Genomic DNA, 16234 nt, shown 5'->3' with positions numbered 1-16234 from the left:
ATAGCCGGGGTTCCTCGCCTCGGTTATCGTATATGGTGATGCGCGTTCTGTTGGTTCTGTTACTCCTGTTCTCCGGTAGCGTTGCTGCGGCGTTGCCTGCTCGTTATATGCAAACGACCGAAGCGGCTGCCGTTTGGGCGCAGATCGGTAATAAAATGGTGACGGTGGGGAATATTCGCGCCGGTCAAATCCTCTCAGTAGAACCGATGGCCGCTGACTATTATGAATTTCCTTTTGGCTTTGGTACCGGGTTTATCGATAAGGGGCATCTGGAGCCCGTTCAGGGCCGGCAGAAGGTTGACGATGGTTTAGGCGACCTCAACAAGCCGCTCAGCAATCAAAGCCTGCTAACCTGGAAAGACACGCCGGTTTATAATGCTCCGGATGTCGGCAGTGCTCCGTTTGGCGTACTGGCGGACAACCTGCGCTATCCCATCATTAGTAAGCTCAAAGACCGGCTTAATCAGACCTGGTTTCAGATCCGTATTGGTGGCAGGCTGGCTTATATCAGCGCGCTGGATGCGCAGGAAGACCACGGTATTCCCGTGTTGACTTACCATCATATTCTGCGTGATGAAGAGAATACCCGTTTTCGCCACACCTCCACGACGACCTCTGTGCGTGCGTTCAGTAACCAGATGGCCTGGCTACGGGATCGTGGTTACACCACGTTGACGATGTATCAACTGGAAGGCTACGTGCAGAATAAAATGAATCTGCCTGCACGGGCTGTTGTGCTGACGTTCGACGATGGCCTGAAGTCGGTCAGTCGTTATGCTTATCCTGTCCTCAGGCAGTACGGGATGAAAGCGACAGCGTTTATTATTTCGTCGCGTATTAAACGCCATCCCCAGAAGTGGGACCCGAAATCGCTGCAGTTTATGAGTCTCTCTGAATTGAATGGTATCAGGGATGTTTTTGACTTCCAGTCACATACCCATTTTTTGCACCGGGTAGATGCCAACCACCGGCCAATCCTGCTGAGTCGCAGTTATCACAATATTCTGTTTGATTTTGCGCGTTCGCGGCGGGCGCTTGCTCAGTTTAATCCCCATGTTATTTATCTTTCGTATCCGTTTGGTGGCTATAACGCAATAGCCGTCAATGCGGCAAAAGAGGCAGGGTTCCACATGGCGGTCACCACGGTGAGAGGGAAGGTGAAGCCGGGGGATAATCCGTACTTATTGAAACGACTTTATATTTTAAGAACGGATTCGCTGGAAACGATGTCGCGGCTGATCAGCAATCAGCCGCAGGGGTAGGGCTATCAGGCAACCTGTACCGGAATGGCTTTTGCGGTGCGCTTCATTTCGTTGTCGCCTTCAAAGTAGGCCACTTTCGGGCGCCATGTACGGGCTTCTTCATCAGACATGGTGACGAAGCTGGCGATAATCACAATGTCACCGACATCAGCACAGTGTGCAGCCGCACCGTTCACCGAGATGATTTTAGAGCCGCGTTCAGCCGCAATCGCATAGGTTGAGAAACGTTTCCCATTCGTCACGTTCCAGATATCAATGGCTTCGTTTTCCAGAATACCGGAGGCATCAAGGAAATCCTGGTCGATGGCGCAGGAGCCTTCGTAATGCAGGTCCGCCTGCGTGACTTTTACGCGGTGGAGCTTGCCTTGCAGCATGGTGCGAATCATAACGTCTATACCCTGTCGTTTACCTTGGCTAAGCAGGCGCAACTGGCCTGCTTTGAGAAATTTCTCAGGCAGTATTGCCCTATTTTTAACCCCTGTCTACTGGGCTAATGTAACGCTTTGATTATCGATCAGCCGTGCCTGGCCCAGCCATGCGGCGACCAAAATCACTGCACGCTTACTGTTTTCAGTCAGTTCCAGCAGTGTGTCGGCATCGCGGATCTGAATATCGTCGGCGCGGAAACCTTTTTCATTCAGCTCCTGTGCGGCAATAGCAATAATCTCTTCCAGCTCGCGCTCGCCGGCCTGTAATTTTTCGCCAATGCGGCACATTACTTTATACAAGCCAGGGGCGATTTTACGCTGCTCTGCCGTCAGATATCCGTTACGTGAGCTAAGGGCTAAGCCGTCTTTGGCGCGAATAATAGGCACACCGACGATCTCAATGTCATAACCCATATCCGCAACCATTTTGCGGATCAATGCTAACTGCTGGAAATCTTTTTCGCCAAAGCAAGCAACATCCGGCTGGATCAGATTGAACAGTTTGCTGACGATAGTTGCGACACCACGGAAGTGCCCTGGACGGCTGGCGCCTTCCAGCATAGTAGACAGTCCCGGAACCTCGACATAGGTTTGTGAATCCGTCCCTTGCGGATAGATCTCAAGCGCTGCCGGCGCAAAGACATAATCCACTTTGCGCTTGTTCAGCTTCTCACAATCTTCCTGCAGCGTTCGCGGGTAGCGCACCAGATCGTCCGGTCGGTCAAACTGCATCGGGTTGACGAAAATACTGACGATGACCACATCGGCCTGGGCTTTTGCTTCATCGACCAGCTTCATGTGACCGTCGTGTAGATTGCCCATGGTGGGAACCAGCGCCACACGTTTACCTTCCTGACGCAGACGGCGAATATGCTGGCGCAGCAGCGGCAGGGTTTCAATAATTAGCACACCTTGACTCCTTTAGTTGCCTGAGGGTCTGTTGGCCAGAGAAGCCGTTTGCGCCATCATCCGGCAACGTGCACCGAACCGCCTGATGGCGCCACGCTTATCAGGCCGACATCTCGTCAGAAAAATTAGTGGAAGCTATGTTCTTCGCCCGGGTAAACGCCGGATTCCACCTCAGCAATATACTGCCGCACCGCAGCACGCATGTCGCCTGCTTCGGCAAGGAAATTCTTCGCAAATTTCGGGATATGTCCGCCGGTAATGCCAAACGCATCGTGCATCACTAAAATCTGACCATCAGTCACATTACCTGCGCCAATACCGATCACCGGAATAGATAGCGCTTCGGTGATGCGTTTTGCCAGTTCAACGGGAACGCATTCCAGTACCAGCAATTGAGCGCCAGCCGCTTCCAGTGCCAGTGCGTCGTCAAGTAGCGTTTGCCCGGCATCACCACGGCCTTGCACCTTGTAGCCGCCAAAAATGTTGACGGACTGCGGGGTCAGCCCCAGATGACCGCACACCGGGACCGCGCGTTCGGTCAGCATTCTCACCGTATCGACCAGCCATGCGCCGCCTTCAATCTTGACCATATTGGCCCCTGCGCGCATCACAACCGCCGCGTTTGCAAAGGTTTGTTCTGGCGTAGCGTAGGCCATAAACGGGAGATCGGAAAGCAGCAGGCAGTTGGGTGCCCCACGACGCACAGTGCGAGTATGGTAGGCAATATCGTCAACAGTGACCGGCAGGGTAGAGTCATGACCCTGAATCGTCATCCCCAGTGAATCGCCTACCAGCATCACATTGATACCTTCGTCGGCAAAGAGTTTCGCGAAGCTGTAGTCGTAGGCCGTAATCGTCGCGAAGCGTTTCTTCTCTTGCTTGTATTTTTGCAGCAATGAGATGGTTGTCGGTTTCATAACATTTCCTGATGGTGAAAGTCATATTTAACGGCATTCTAGCAGTCACATTCAGGGGGGCAATTGATTTAAGCAATCGTTTGGCGCGAAAGCAGTAAACGATAAAGGGGAAGGATTACTTTACCAGTGTGCAGGTTTTGCTGCACCGAGTTGGGAGAGGTGTTGATGCAGGCGGGTTCCGTCCGGGAAGGTCAGTTCAGGTGCGATTTCAAAAAGTGGCCACAGCATAAAGCCGCGGTTTTTCATATCGTAGTGCGGTACGGTCAGACGTTCAGTGTTAATCACTTCATCGCCAAACAGCATGATGTCGAGGTCCAGCGTACGCGGGCCCCAGCGTTCAGCTTTACGTACGCGACCCTGCTGTAGCTCAATGCGTTGGGTGTGATCCAGCAATTCTTCTGGGGCGAGAGCGGTATCCAGCGCCACGGCGGCGTTCAGATAGTCGGGCTGATCCTGCGGACCTAATGGCGGGGTACGATAAAACGAAGAAATCGCGACGATACGGCTGTCAGGTATTTCGCCGATCGCTTGCACGGCAGCATTCACCTGCTCCAGAGGAGAGGCTAAATTACTGCCGAGAGCGATATATACCCGTCGTCTTTCAAGCTGCATCTGTGTCACCGCCTTGATGCGACTCGAAATTTGTAGGGTATACGTATACGTGATGGGTCATGCAGAACCTTCGCGGCGCGGCGCACGCTTACGTGGACGACGGTGACGACGACGTTCAGGCTCTTCATCAAGCTCGTTCAGCATGCCTTTTTGCTCAGGCGGAGCCGACACCTGGAATTCGCCCCACCACTGCGCCAGACGCTGCAGTTCGGCGTTATTTTCCACTTCGGCACGCAGCGCCAACAAGTCGTAGGCTGCGCGGAATTTTGGATGCTCCATCAGCTTCCAGGCGCGCTTACCCTGACGACGGGACATGCGTAATTGAAGCTGCCAGATATCACGGGTGAGCGACGTCAGGCGTTTCGGAATAGCCAGTGAACGGCAGGCTTCATCCAGCACGTCGTTCATGGCCAGCGCGAAGGCGTCGTAATAGGCCAGACCGCTTTCCTGGGCAATTTTCTGCGCGGTTTCCAGTAACGGGTACCAGAACATCGCCGCAAACAAGAATGCCGGGTTCACGCGCATATCATTGTGGATACGGGTGTCGGTATTCTTTAGTACCTGGGCAATGATGCGTTCCATCGCGCTGTCACCGTCTTCGGTGAAATAGCGGGTGATGGTTGGGAACAGCGGCTGGAACAGGCTGTACTCACGCAGTTTTTTATAGGTTTCATAACCGTAGCCCGCCTGTAACAGCTTGAGCGCTTCTTCAAACAGGCGTGCAGGAGGAATATCGTTCAGCAGTGTTGCCAGGCGTGGGATTGGCTCTGCGGTTTCCGGGCTGATACGCATATCAAGCTTGGCTGCAAAGCGTACCGCGCGCAGCATACGCACGGGATCTTCACGATAGCGCGTTTCAGGATTGCCAATCAGACGGATGATGCCGTCTTCCAGATCCTGCATTCCACCCACGTAATCACGAACGGTGAAATCGGCCACGCTATAGTAAAGGCTGTTGATGGTGAAATCGCGGCGCTGGGCATCTTCTTCGATGGAGCCGAAGATGTTGTCGCGCAACAGCATCCCGTTTTGCCCACGCTGTGACGTTGCACGATCGGCTTCGCTGCCTTCATGGTGGCCTCGAAACGTAGCGACTTCGATAATTTCCGGGCCAAACATGACGTGAGCCAGACGGAAACGACGCCCAACCAGGCGGCAGTTGCGAAACAACTTCCGTACCTGATCCGGTGTCGCGTTAGTGGTGACATCAAAGTCTTTCGGTTTTTTGCCCAGCAAAAGGTCGCGCACGCCACCGCCAACCAGCCATGCCTCGTATCCAGCCTTATTAAGCCTGTACATTACCTTCAGGGCATTTTCACTGATATCTTTGCGGGAGATAGAGTGCTGCTCACGCGGGATTACCGTCATATGCGGACGGGCGACGGCAAGCTCGGCCTCGCGCTCCTCGCGGCTTAGCACCTTGCGGCAAAAATTAGCGACTCGGGTAAAAATAGTGCACCTCGGTAGTGTCAAACTTCAGTCAGAACAAGTGTTGCTGTGTAAAAATCGCGGCTAATCATAGCTCAGCATGAGTCATTTGAGAATGCCGGATTTACATTCACTGAATCCGGTACAGTCGTAAGCGTCCAATTTTGCACCGCAGTTTGCAGTAATTCTTCCACACTGAGCGCTTGCCACGGTATTACAGTGTTCTGGCCGAGGAAGCGCAACGCGTTGATGAGAACCGGGCGTGGATCGCCTTGCGGCAGGGCAGGCGCATGATTCTGCTTAGAAAGTTTAGCGCCTTGCTCGTTGAGCGCCAACGGCAGATGAATATAGTCTGGTACTTGCCAGCCGAACAGTTGATACAACGAGATTTGGCGTACCGTCGGTTCGATGAGATCCGCGCCGCGTACAATCTCAGTTACCCCCTGGAAGTGGTCATCAACCACTACCGCAAGGTTATAAGCAAACAGTCCGTCGCGTCGGTGGATAATAAAGTCTTCCCGTGCAAGCTCTGGGTTGGTGTGAATATTGCCACGCAGCAGGTCGTTAAAGTGTAAAACAGGATGCTGTTGCTTGATGCGTACCGCTGCATTTTCCGGCCCGTGGCGTAACGTGCGGCAATGACCGTCGTAAATCCCGCCAATACTCTGAACACGGGCGCGTGTACAGGTACAGTAGTAACTTAAATCTTGTTGTTGTAACCAGGCCAGAGCCTCACGGTAGGCGTCATGGCGTTGCGACTGCCACATAATTTCGCCATCCCAGTGCAGCCCGTAATGTTCCAGCTGACGCAGAATCGTCTCTGCAGCACCGGGAACTTCACGAGGGGGATCGATATCTTCAATGCGTACCCGCCAGATTCCGCGCTGTGCGCGGGCCTGCAGATAACTGCCGAGGGCGGCTACCAGGGAACCAAAATGCAGTTCACCGGAAGGTGAAGGGGCAAAACGGCCAATATAGGGTTTGTCTGTCATGTCGATGGATAAAATAAAAGAATAAGGCGGGAGAAACTCCCGCCCAGGTACTGTCGGATTAGCGTAATGCCACCCGGCATGCAACAGTCTACGGGATTAACCCGCCATCTGTTTTTCGCGAATTTCTGCCAGCGTTTTGCAGTCGATGCACAGATCGGCTGTTGGACGGGCTTCCAGACGACGAATACCAATTTCTACGCCGCATGATTCGCAGTAGCCGAAATCTTCGTCCTCTACTTTCTTCAGCGTCTTCTCGATCTTTTTGATCAGTTTGCGCTCACGGTCACGGTTACGCAGCTCAAGGCTGAATTCTTCTTCCTGTGCGGCACGGTCAACCGGATCAGGGAAGTTAGCCGCTTCGTCCTGCATATGAGTCACAGTGCGATCGACTTCATCCCTGAGTTGATTACGCCATGCTTCAAGAATACGCCTGAAGTGCGACAGCTGGGCTTCGTTCATATACTCTTCGCCCGGTTTCTCCTGGTACGGCTCCACCCCAGCGATGGCGAGAATACTCAGGGACGATGTTTTACGGTTTTGCCCTTCTTGCATGTTGCTTCTCCTTAACACGCACTATCGATCCCCATGTTCGGGGGAAAAATCAGGTCGCTATAAATAGCAGATGCTTTTCCGGATAGCAATTATCTATACGTAACACTTGACAACCCTGTGAGGAAAAGCGTATTTGCGCACGCGGCCAGAATACTAATTAACCCGTTGTTTACACCATTACAAGGTAATGGGCAACGGCTCTTTAAGAGTCATACTATGGGCAGAAAGTTCCGCTTTATAAACCAGAATTTCGACCCCCTTTAGCTGTGCTTCGGCTAATAACTGCGCATATTTTGCATCGATATGGCGCGCGGGTGAAAACCGTGTAATGGCTGAATGGAGTACCGCGAAAAATATGACGGCACGTTTACCTTCAGCCGCTACGCTCATCAATTCCCGAAGATGTTTCTGACCTCGTTCAGTGATGGCATCGGGAAAATAACCATACTCTTTTTCCGCCAACGTGACTGATTTTACTTCAATATAGCAGTCAGTCCGGGAATCTGCCTGTAACAAAAAATCAATACGGCTGCCTTCTGCGCCGTATTTTACTTCACTTTTCAACACGCTGTAGCCAGAAAGCTCCGCAATGAGTTCATTCTGAATCGCCTCTTTCGTTAAGCGATTGGCCCATAGCGTGTTAACACAAATAAAAGCATCAGATGCGGTTTGCGTTAATTCCCAGGTATGTGGATATTTCCGCTTAATATTTTCTGATGTTGAATACCAGACGGTATCACCAGGGGTTGCGCATCCGGTCATTGCTCCGGTATTTGGGCAGTGTAGCGTCAAGGTTGTGCCATCAGGTGTGATCACATCCGCTAAAAAACGTTTATAGCGCTGAATTAGCGTAGCGCGTTGTAAAGGGGGAGAAAATTGCATGAATAATACCTTTGATTATTTGCTCAGCACCCAGCGCTGTAAGGTTGAATAGCGAGTGCGTCCTCGCTCAAATGACGAGGCATAAAGCGCAAACTCCGTAACCGGAAATGACCAGCAAAAACCGGGGGGCGGGATGGCGACGGCATGGCTGGCATCGCGCAAGAGCGTGATATGCGGGTGAAAGGGCTGTGGGCTTTGGTAGCATCCGCTGCGTGCAGCCTGTGCTCGCAGCATATTCGCCAGTTGCAATAACCCGCGTGGCGGCTGGCGCATTCCCAGCCATACGACTCGCGAGCGCAGCCATTGCCCGGCATCGTCCAGCCTGAGCGTGAACGCTGGCTGGCGAATGCGTCCAGCCAGTTGTGATAGCGCCTGCTGTTTCTCGGCACTCACATCCCCTAAAAAAGCCAGCGTCAGGTGCAGATTGTCTGCGGCGACCGGGCGGCCCGCTTCCGGTGGAAATTGTGCGGCTCGCCAGTGGATGAGCTGCTCCCGAACCTCAGCAGGCAATTCAATGGCAAAGAACAGCCGTTTTGGCTCAGACATGATGGATACTCGGTTATGAATTAACGCGATGCTACAATGCAGCGCGAAGAATGTTAACCCTCTGGAGTCATTTGTGACGTCGTTGCCCGTTGCCGCCATAGTGCCTGAACTGCTTACTGCCCTTGATGCCTCACCGCAGGTCCTGCTGACCGCGCCGACGGGGGCCGGGAAATCGACCTGGCTGCCGCTACAGCTTCTGGCGCATCAGGGGATTACGGGGCGCATTATCCTGCTGGAACCGCGTCGCCTGGCGGCTCGCAATGTGGCACAACGACTGGCGGAGTCGCTGAACGAAAAGCCCGGCGAAACCGTGGGCTATCGCATGCGCGCGCAAAGCTGCGTGGGGCCGCAAACCCGGCTCGAAGTGGTCACGGAAGGTGTGCTCACGCGCATGATCCAACGCGATCCAGAATTGCAGGGTGTTGGTCTGGTGATCCTTGATGAATTTCACGAGCGCAGCCTGCAGGCGGATCTGGCACTGGCGCTGCTTTTGGACGTGCAGCAAGGCCTGCGGGACGATTTAAAGCTGCTGATTATGTCAGCCACACTGGACAATGGGCGTTTGCAGCAGCTGTTGCCTGAAGCGCCTACCCTTGTTTCCGAAGGACGTGCGTTTCCTGTTGAACGGCGCTACCAGCCGCTGGCGACGCATTTACGTTTTGACGAAGCGGTTGCCATTGCTACCGCGGAGTTGCTGCGCAATGAGAGTGGTTCGTTGCTGCTATTTTTACCCGGCGTGGGAGAGATCCTGCGCGTGCAGGAGCAACTGGCAGGCCGCGTGGGCAGCGATATCTTGCTGTGCCCGCTGTATGGCGCATTATCGCTGACCGAGCAGCGACAGGCCATTTTGCCCGCGCCACCGGGGCGACGTAAAGTCGTACTGGCAACCAATATTGCTGAAACCAGCTTAACCATTGAAGGCATCCGGCTGGTGGTGGACTGCGCCCAGGAACGTGTGGCGCGTTTTGATGCACGTACGGGATTAACGCGACTGATTACCCAACGCATTAGCCAGGCCTCAATGACCCAACGTGCAGGACGAGCAGGCCGTCTGGAACCCGGTATTTGTCTGCACCTGCTGGCCAAAGAGCAGGCAGAAAGGGCGGCGGCGCAAGGCGAGCCGGAAATCGTACAGAGCGATCTGTCCGGTCTGCTGATGGAACTGTTGCAATGGGGATGCACCGATCCCGCACAGTTGAGCTGGCTGGATAGGCCGCCAGTCGTGAATATGCAAGCGGCAACGCGTTTGTTACAGATGCTGGGCGCGCTGGAGGGCGACAGACTCAGTGCCACCGGACGGAAAATGGCGGCCCTGGGCAACGATCCCCGCTTAGCCGCAATGCTAGTCAGTGCTAACAATGACGACGAAGCGGCAACGGCAGCAAAGCTGGCGGCAATTCTGGAAGAACCACCGCGCGGTGGGAGTACCGATCTGGCAACAGCGTTTTTACGCCACCAGCCCGCCTGGCAACTGCGTAGCCAGCAGCTATTGAAGCGCCTGAATGTGCGGGGAGGCCAGCCCGATAGCGAACGGTTAGCCCCTTTACTGGCGCAGGCGTTTGCCGATCGTATTGCCCGGCGCCGTGGTCAGGAAGGGCGCTATCAACTGGCGAACGGGATGGGGGCGATGCTGGATGCTGATGATGCTTCAGCGCGTCATGAGTGGCTCATCGCGCCGCTGTTGCTACAGGGTAGTGCCTCGCCGGATGCCCGTATTTTGCTGTCTTTGCCGCTGGATATCGACAGATTAATACAGATGTGTCCTGAGCTGCTGCAACAGTCAGATACCATTGAATGGGATGAAACCCAGGGGACGCTGAAAGCGCTGCGCCGAATGCGCATTGGTCAACTGACAGTTAAAGTACAGCCGCTGGCTAAACCTTCGGAAGACGAGTTGCATCAGGCCATGTTGAACGGAATTCGCGATAAAGGCCTAAGTGTGCTCAACTTGACGCCTGAGGCTGAACAGTTTCGGTTGCGTCTGCAATGCGCGGCAAACTGGCTGCCGGAGTACGGTTGGCCTGCTGTTGATGATGCTTCGCTGCTTTCGACGCTGGAGAGCTGGCTATTGCCGCACATGAGCGGTGTGCACTCTTTACGCGCGCTCAAAGCATTAAATGTGGCTCAGGCATTGCGCGGTTTGCTGGACTGGTCAATGCTGCAACGTCTGGAGAGTTCGCTGCCTGCGCATTACACTGTGCCGACGGGAAGCCGGATAGCCATTCGCTATCACGAGGATAACCCCCCGGTGTTGGCGGTCAGGATGCAGGAAATGTTTGGCGAAGCGAATACGCCAACCATCGCCGAGGGGCGTGTGCCGTTGGTGCTGGAACTGCTTTCTCCGGCCCAGCGGCCGCTGCAGGTCACCAGCGATCTGAGCGCGTTCTGGAAAGGGTCGTACCGTGAGGTACAAAAAGAGATGAAAGGGCGTTATCCCAAACACGTCTGGCCGGACGATCCGGCGAATACCGCGCCAACGCGGCGCACGAAGAAGTATTCGTAATGCAATTGTAGGCCGGATAAGGCGTTTTACGCCGCCATCCGGCATAAATACAGCAGAAAATTGAGAGATTTCTTCTTCTGTCGCCTGACGGAAGAACAGAGAATCGGGCCTTTGCGCCTGAATGTTGCGGAGAAAAAGCATGGCGGGGAATGACCGCGAGCCAATTGGACGTAAAGGGAAACCGTCACGTCCAGTGAAACAAAAGGTGAGCCGTCGTCAACTCAGAGATGACGAGTATGACGACGATTATGATGATGATGACTATGAGGATGAAGAACCGATGCCGCGTAAGGGTAAGGGCAAAGGGCGTAAGCCTCGTGGTAAGCGTGGCTGGTTCTGGCTGCTGGTAAAACTGTCGATCGTCTTTTTGGTGCTGATCGCGATATATGGCGTGTACCTGGACCAAAAAATTCGCAGCCGTATTGATGGCAAAGTCTGGCAATTGCCTGCGGCTGTTTATGGTCGGATGGTTAACCTTGAGCCAGAAATGCCCATCGGCAAGAACGAGATGGTGAAACTGCTGGAGGCGACACAGTACCGTCAGGTGACGAAAATGACGCGCCCTGGCGAATTTACCGTGCAGGCGAAGAGCATTGAGATGATCCGCCGTCCGTTTGACTTCCCGGACAGTAAAGAAGGGCAGGTGCGTGCGCGTCTGACCTTTGATGGCGATCATCTGGATACCATTGAGAATATGGATAACAACCGCCAGTTCGGTTTCTTCCGTCTCGATCCGCGTTTGATAACCATGCTCTCTTCGCCTAACGGCGAGCAGCGTCTGTTCGTTCCGCGCAGCGGCTTCCCGGATTTGTTGGTCGATACGCTGCTGGCGACCGAAGACCGCCATTTCTATGAGCACGACGGTATCAGCCTCTATTCCATTGGACGTGCGGTGCTTGCCAACCTGACGGCGGGTCGTACAGTTCAGGGGGCCAGTACGCTGACTCAGCAACTGGTGAAAAACCTGTTCTTGTCCAGTGAACGTTCCTACTGGCGTAAGGCCAACGAAGCCTACATGGCGCTGATCATGGATGCGCGCTACAGCAAAGACCGCATTCTTGAGCTGTATATGAACGAGGTGTACCTCGGTCAGAGCGGCGACAACGAGATCCGTGGCTTCCCGCTGGCGAGTCTGTACTATTTTGGGCGCCCGGTAGAGGAGTTGAGTCTTGACCAGCAGGCGCTGCTGGTGGGGATGGTGAAAGGCGCGTCAATCTACAACCCATGGCGTAACCCGAAGCTGGCGCTGGAGCGTCGTAACCTGGTGCTGCGTTTGCTGCAACAGCAGCAGATTATCGACCAGGATCTGTATGACATGCTGAGCGCGCGTCCGTTAGGCGTGCAGCCGCGTGGTGGGGTGATCTCCCCGCAGCCGGCGTTTATGCAGATGGTGCGTCAGGAGTTGCAGGCGAAGCTGGGAGACAAAATTAAAGATCTTTCCGGCGTGAAGATTTTCACTACCTTTGATTCCGTGGCGCAGGATGCTGCAGAAAAAGCGGCGGTGGAAGGCATTCCAGTGCTGAAGAAACAGCGTAAGTTGAGCGACCTGGAAACCGCGATTGTGGTCGTTGACCGCTTTAGCGGCGAGGTTCGTGCTATGGTCGGCGGCGCAGAGCCGCAGTTTGCGGGCTATAACCGTGCGATGCAGGCCCGTCGTTCCATCGGCTCGCTGGCAAAACCGGCAACCTATCTGACGGCGCTAAGCCAGCCGAAGCTGTATCGCCTGAATACCTGGATCGCCGATGCGCCGATTGCGCTGCGCCAGCCGAACGGCCAGGTGTGGTCACCGCAGAACGATGACCGTCGCTATAGCGAAAGCGGTAAAGTGATGCTGGTGGATGCGTTAACGCGTTCAATGAACGTCCCGACGGTCAATCTGGGGATGGCGCTGGGCCTGCCTGCAGTAACCGACACCTGGACGAAGCTGGGCGCACCGAAAGATCAGCTCAATCCGGTTCCGGCGATGCTGCTGGGGGCGTTGAACCTGACGCCAATTGAAGTGGCGCAGGCGTTCCAGACTATCGCCAGCGGGGGTAACCGTGCGCCATTATCAGCACTGCGTTCGGTCATTGCTGAAGATGGGACCGTGCTGTATCAAAGCTTCCCGCAGGCAGAGCGCGCCGTTCCGGCGCAGGCGGCCTATATGACGCTGTGGACCATGCAACAGGTGGTTCAACGTGGTACGGGTCGTCAACTGGGCGCGAAGTACCCAGGGCTGCACCTGGCAGGGAAAACCGGGACCACCAACAACAACGTGGATACCTGGTTTGCCGGTATCGATGGCAGCCAGGTGACGATTACCTGGGTAGGCCGCGATAACAACCAGCCAACCAAGTTGTACGGTGCCAGCGGGGCGATGTCGATTTATCAGCGTTATCTGGCGAACCAGACACCAACCCCGCTGGTGCTGACGCCGCCGGAAGATATTGTTGATATGGGTGTCGATTACGACGGTAACTTCGTGTGCAGTGGCGGTATGCGTACGCTGCCAGTGTGGACTACCGATCCGGACTCATTGTGTCAGCAAGGTGAGATGCAGCAGCAGTCAGGTAATCCGTTCGATCAATCAACGCAGTCGCAGCCTCAACAGCAGCAGCAACAACAACCGCCGCAGCAGGAGAAGAAAGACAGCGACGGCGTTGCAGGTTGGATCAAGGATATGTTTGGCAGCAACTAATGCCTACCTAAAAACCCGCTCCGGCGGGTTTTTCTTTTGGCGCCATTCGGCTTTGTTTTGCCTGATGGCGCTGCGCTTATCAGGCCTACGGAATTTGAGCAGCCATGCCGCTATCCGGTACGTCTTCCGTTAAAACATTTCAGCCTAATTTATTAACCCTTTCTTTTCATCTGGTTATTTCTTAACCCCTTAGTTTTAGTAGGGGCGCGTATTGCTTGCGATCGCAACGGCGTTTCGAATATTATGCTCTCGTTATAATAATAATTCTCGTTTACGTTATCATTCACTTTCATCAGAGAAATACCAATGGCGCGTCTTAAAACTGCTCAGCCAAACGCCTCACTGCGCAAAATTGCAGTCGTGGTAGCCACAGCGGTTAGCGGCATGTCTGTGTATGCACAGGCGGCGGTTCAACCGAAAGAAGAAACAATCACCGTAACCGCAGCACCTGCCGCACAAGAAAGTGCATGGGGGCCTTCGCCGACGATTGCCGCGAAGCGTTCCGCCACTGCCACCAAAACGGATACGCCTATCGAAAAGACCCCGCAGTCTGTTTCGGTCGTGACGCGTGAAGAGATGGATACCAAGCAACCGGCTACAGTAAAAGAAGCCATTGCTTATACACCCGGTGTTTTTGCTACCCGTGGTAGCTCTTCCACCTATGATGTAGTGACGATTCGTGGTTTTACCTCTCCAACCACGGTCAACACCAACCAGTATCTTGATGGCATGAAACTTCAGGGTAATAACTACTCTGAAGTATCTATGGACCCGTATTTTCTGGAACGCGTTGAAGTGATGCGCGGGCCGACTTCAGTGCTGTACGGCAACAGCAACCCTGGCGGCATCGTCAGTATGGTGAGCAAACGTCCGACAACAGAACCACTGAAAGAAGTACAGTTTAAAATGGGGACGAACAACCTCTGGCAAACTGGTTTCGATTTTAGCGATGCTATTGATGATGACGGCGTGTGGTCATACCGTTTAACGGGGTTGGGTAATAGCCAGAACTCTCAGCAGGAGATGTCAAAATCAACGCGCTACGCAGTTGCACCTGCGTTTAGCTGGCGCCCTGATGATAAAACAGATTTCACCTTCCTGAGTAATTTCCAGAACGATCCGTACGCGGGTTATTATGGCTGGTTGCCGCGTGAAGGTACGCTTGTTCCGTATTACGATGCAAATGGTAATCCGCACAAGCTGCCGACTGATTTCAATGAAGGTGAAGCGGATAACAAGATGGCTCGCCGCCAGCAGATGGTTGGCTACAACTTCTCGCATGCCTTTAACGACACCTTCACCGTGCGCCAGAACCTGCGTTATGACAAGGTGAAAACGCTCTACCGTTCTGTATATGGTTTTGGCTATAGTCAGCCTGGTGAGATTATCCGTAAATACGTTCGTTCTGATGAAGATCTCAATGCATTTACCGTTGATACCCAGCTCCAGTCTGCTTTTGCCACTGGTGATGTTGCACATACTCTGCTGACCGGTGTTGATTACTCGCGTATGCGTAACGATGTCAATGCGCTGTATGGCGATGCTGATCCGTTAAATATGCAGAACCCTCAGTACGGTAACCCGAATATTGATGTCAGCGGACCGTATGCTAAGTACGCCGTGTTAAACCGTATGGAACAGACCGGACTTTACGCCCAGGACCAGATGGAATGGGATAAGTGGGTGCTGACGTTGGGCGGCCGCTATGATTTTGCAACCACCTCCACGTTGACCCGCTCCAGTAATTCACTGGCCGAAGTGAACGATCAGCAGTTTACCTGGCGTGGTGGTGTTAACTATCTGTTTGACAATGGTATTTCTCCGTACTTCAGCTACAGCGAATCGTTTGAACCGACATCCGGTTCAACGAAAGAAGGCAAACCGTTCGATCCGTCGCGTGGTAAGCAGTACGAAGCCGGTGTGAAGTATGTTCCGAAGGATATGCCAGTTGTACTGACGGCGGCTGTGTACCAGCTGACGAAAGATAAAAACCTGACGGCGGACCCGAACGATCCTACGGGTCTGTACAGCGTCCAGACTGGGGAGATTCGTTCACGCGGCATCGAACTGGAAGCAAAAGCAGCCGTAAATGCCAATATTAACGTTACGGCGGCTTACAGCTACACGGATGCGGAATATACCGAAGACACTATCTTTAAAGGTCAACGACCGGCGGAAGTACCACGTAATCAGGCTTCGTTATGGACCGATTACACGTTCTATGAATCAGCACTGAGTGGTTTGACCATTGGGGCTGGCGTGCGTTATACCGGTTCAACGGTGAGTTACTACAAAAACGATACTGCTGCAGGGAAGAAAAACGATTCGTTTAATGTGGGCGGTTATACCGTTGCTGATGCCATGGTGAAATACGATCTGGCCCGTTTCGGTATGGCGGGTTCGTCCGTTGCCGTAAACGTCAACAACCTGTTTAATCGTGAATATGTTTCCAGTTGCTATAGCGAATACGCATGTTACTGGGGCGCAGAACGTCAGGTCGTTGCAACAGCAACCTTCCGTTTCTAA

General features: G+C 53.7%; 13 protein-coding genes. 4 read left to right on the top strand and 9 right to left on the bottom strand.

The features are described 5' to 3' along the window. Positions 1-32: 32 nt before the first annotated feature. Complete coding sequence (locus HV261_RS21900) at positions 33-1262, top strand: polysaccharide deacetylase family protein (RefSeq protein ID WP_202039474.1); 1230 nt, start codon at positions 33-35, stop codon at positions 1260-1262. Positions 1263-1267: 5 nt separating this feature from the next. On the opposite strand, the gene panD is transcribed toward HV261_RS21900, so the two are convergent. The 9 genes from panD to thpR form a co-directional block, all read right to left on the bottom strand. Then, positions 1268-1648 (bottom strand): aspartate 1-decarboxylase, encoded by a 381-nt coding sequence (panD, locus tag HV261_RS21895; RefSeq protein ID WP_137383694.1) that lies wholly within the window; start codon positions 1646-1648, stop codon positions 1268-1270. Positions 1649-1744: 96 nt separating this feature from the next. Next, positions 1745-2599: a pantoate--beta-alanine ligase gene (gene panC / locus HV261_RS21890; RefSeq protein ID WP_202039473.1), complete on the bottom strand. Its 855-nt coding sequence runs from the start codon at positions 2597-2599 to the stop codon at positions 1745-1747. A gap of 125 nt (positions 2600-2724) precedes the next feature. Further along, complete coding sequence (gene panB, locus HV261_RS21885; RefSeq protein WP_137383692.1) at positions 2725-3516, bottom strand: 3-methyl-2-oxobutanoate hydroxymethyltransferase; 792 nt, start codon at positions 3514-3516, stop codon at positions 2725-2727. Between the two features lie 120 nt (positions 3517-3636). Continuing rightward, entirely contained in the window at positions 3637-4128 is a 492-nt protein-coding gene (folK, locus tag HV261_RS21880) for a 2-amino-4-hydroxy-6-hydroxymethyldihydropteridine diphosphokinase (RefSeq protein ID WP_202039472.1), read from the bottom strand. Positions 4129-4185: 57 nt separating this feature from the next. Then, the gene (gene pcnB / locus HV261_RS21875) at positions 4186-5580 is read right to left on the bottom strand and encodes a polynucleotide adenylyltransferase PcnB (protein WP_212734722.1); all 1395 of its coding nucleotides are present in this window, start codon (positions 5578-5580) and stop codon (positions 4186-4188) included. Between the two features lie 71 nt (positions 5581-5651). Then, positions 5652-6548, bottom strand: a complete 897-nt coding sequence (gluQRS, locus tag HV261_RS21870; RefSeq protein ID WP_202039471.1) for a tRNA glutamyl-Q(34) synthetase GluQRS — start codon at positions 6546-6548, stop codon at positions 5652-5654. A gap of 96 nt (positions 6549-6644) precedes the next feature. Beyond that, entirely contained in the window at positions 6645-7100 is a 456-nt protein-coding gene (gene dksA, locus HV261_RS21865; RefSeq protein ID WP_003829221.1) for an RNA polymerase-binding protein DksA, read from the bottom strand. 177 nt (positions 7101-7277) lie between these two features. Then, positions 7278-7982: a DNA/RNA nuclease SfsA gene (gene sfsA / locus HV261_RS21860; RefSeq protein ID WP_202039470.1), complete on the bottom strand. Its 705-nt coding sequence runs from the start codon at positions 7980-7982 to the stop codon at positions 7278-7280. 15 nt (positions 7983-7997) lie between these two features. After that, positions 7998-8528 (bottom strand): RNA 2',3'-cyclic phosphodiesterase, encoded by a 531-nt coding sequence (gene thpR, locus HV261_RS21855; protein WP_202039469.1) that lies wholly within the window; start codon positions 8526-8528, stop codon positions 7998-8000. 73 nt (positions 8529-8601) lie between these two features. On the opposite strand from thpR, the gene hrpB reads away from it, so the two are divergent. From hrpB to fhuA, 3 genes are all read left to right on the top strand, one after another. Beyond that, positions 8602-11031: an ATP-dependent helicase HrpB gene (hrpB, locus tag HV261_RS21850; RefSeq protein ID WP_202039468.1), complete on the top strand. Its 2430-nt coding sequence runs from the start codon at positions 8602-8604 to the stop codon at positions 11029-11031. A gap of 139 nt (positions 11032-11170) precedes the next feature. Then, a complete protein-coding gene (gene mrcB / locus HV261_RS21845) occupies positions 11171-13708 on the top strand; it encodes a bifunctional glycosyl transferase/transpeptidase (RefSeq protein ID WP_202039467.1) in 2538 nt (845 codons plus the stop codon). 306 nt (positions 13709-14014) lie between these two features. Next, entirely contained in the window at positions 14015-16234 is a 2220-nt protein-coding gene (gene fhuA / locus HV261_RS21840; RefSeq protein WP_202039466.1) for a ferrichrome porin FhuA, read from the top strand.

This window comes from Citrobacter sp. RHBSTW-00671, from assembly GCF_014103415.1.
GTDB lineage: Bacteria > Pseudomonadota > Gammaproteobacteria > Enterobacterales > Enterobacteriaceae > Citrobacter.
This window is presented reverse-complemented; position numbering and strand designations above follow the sequence as displayed.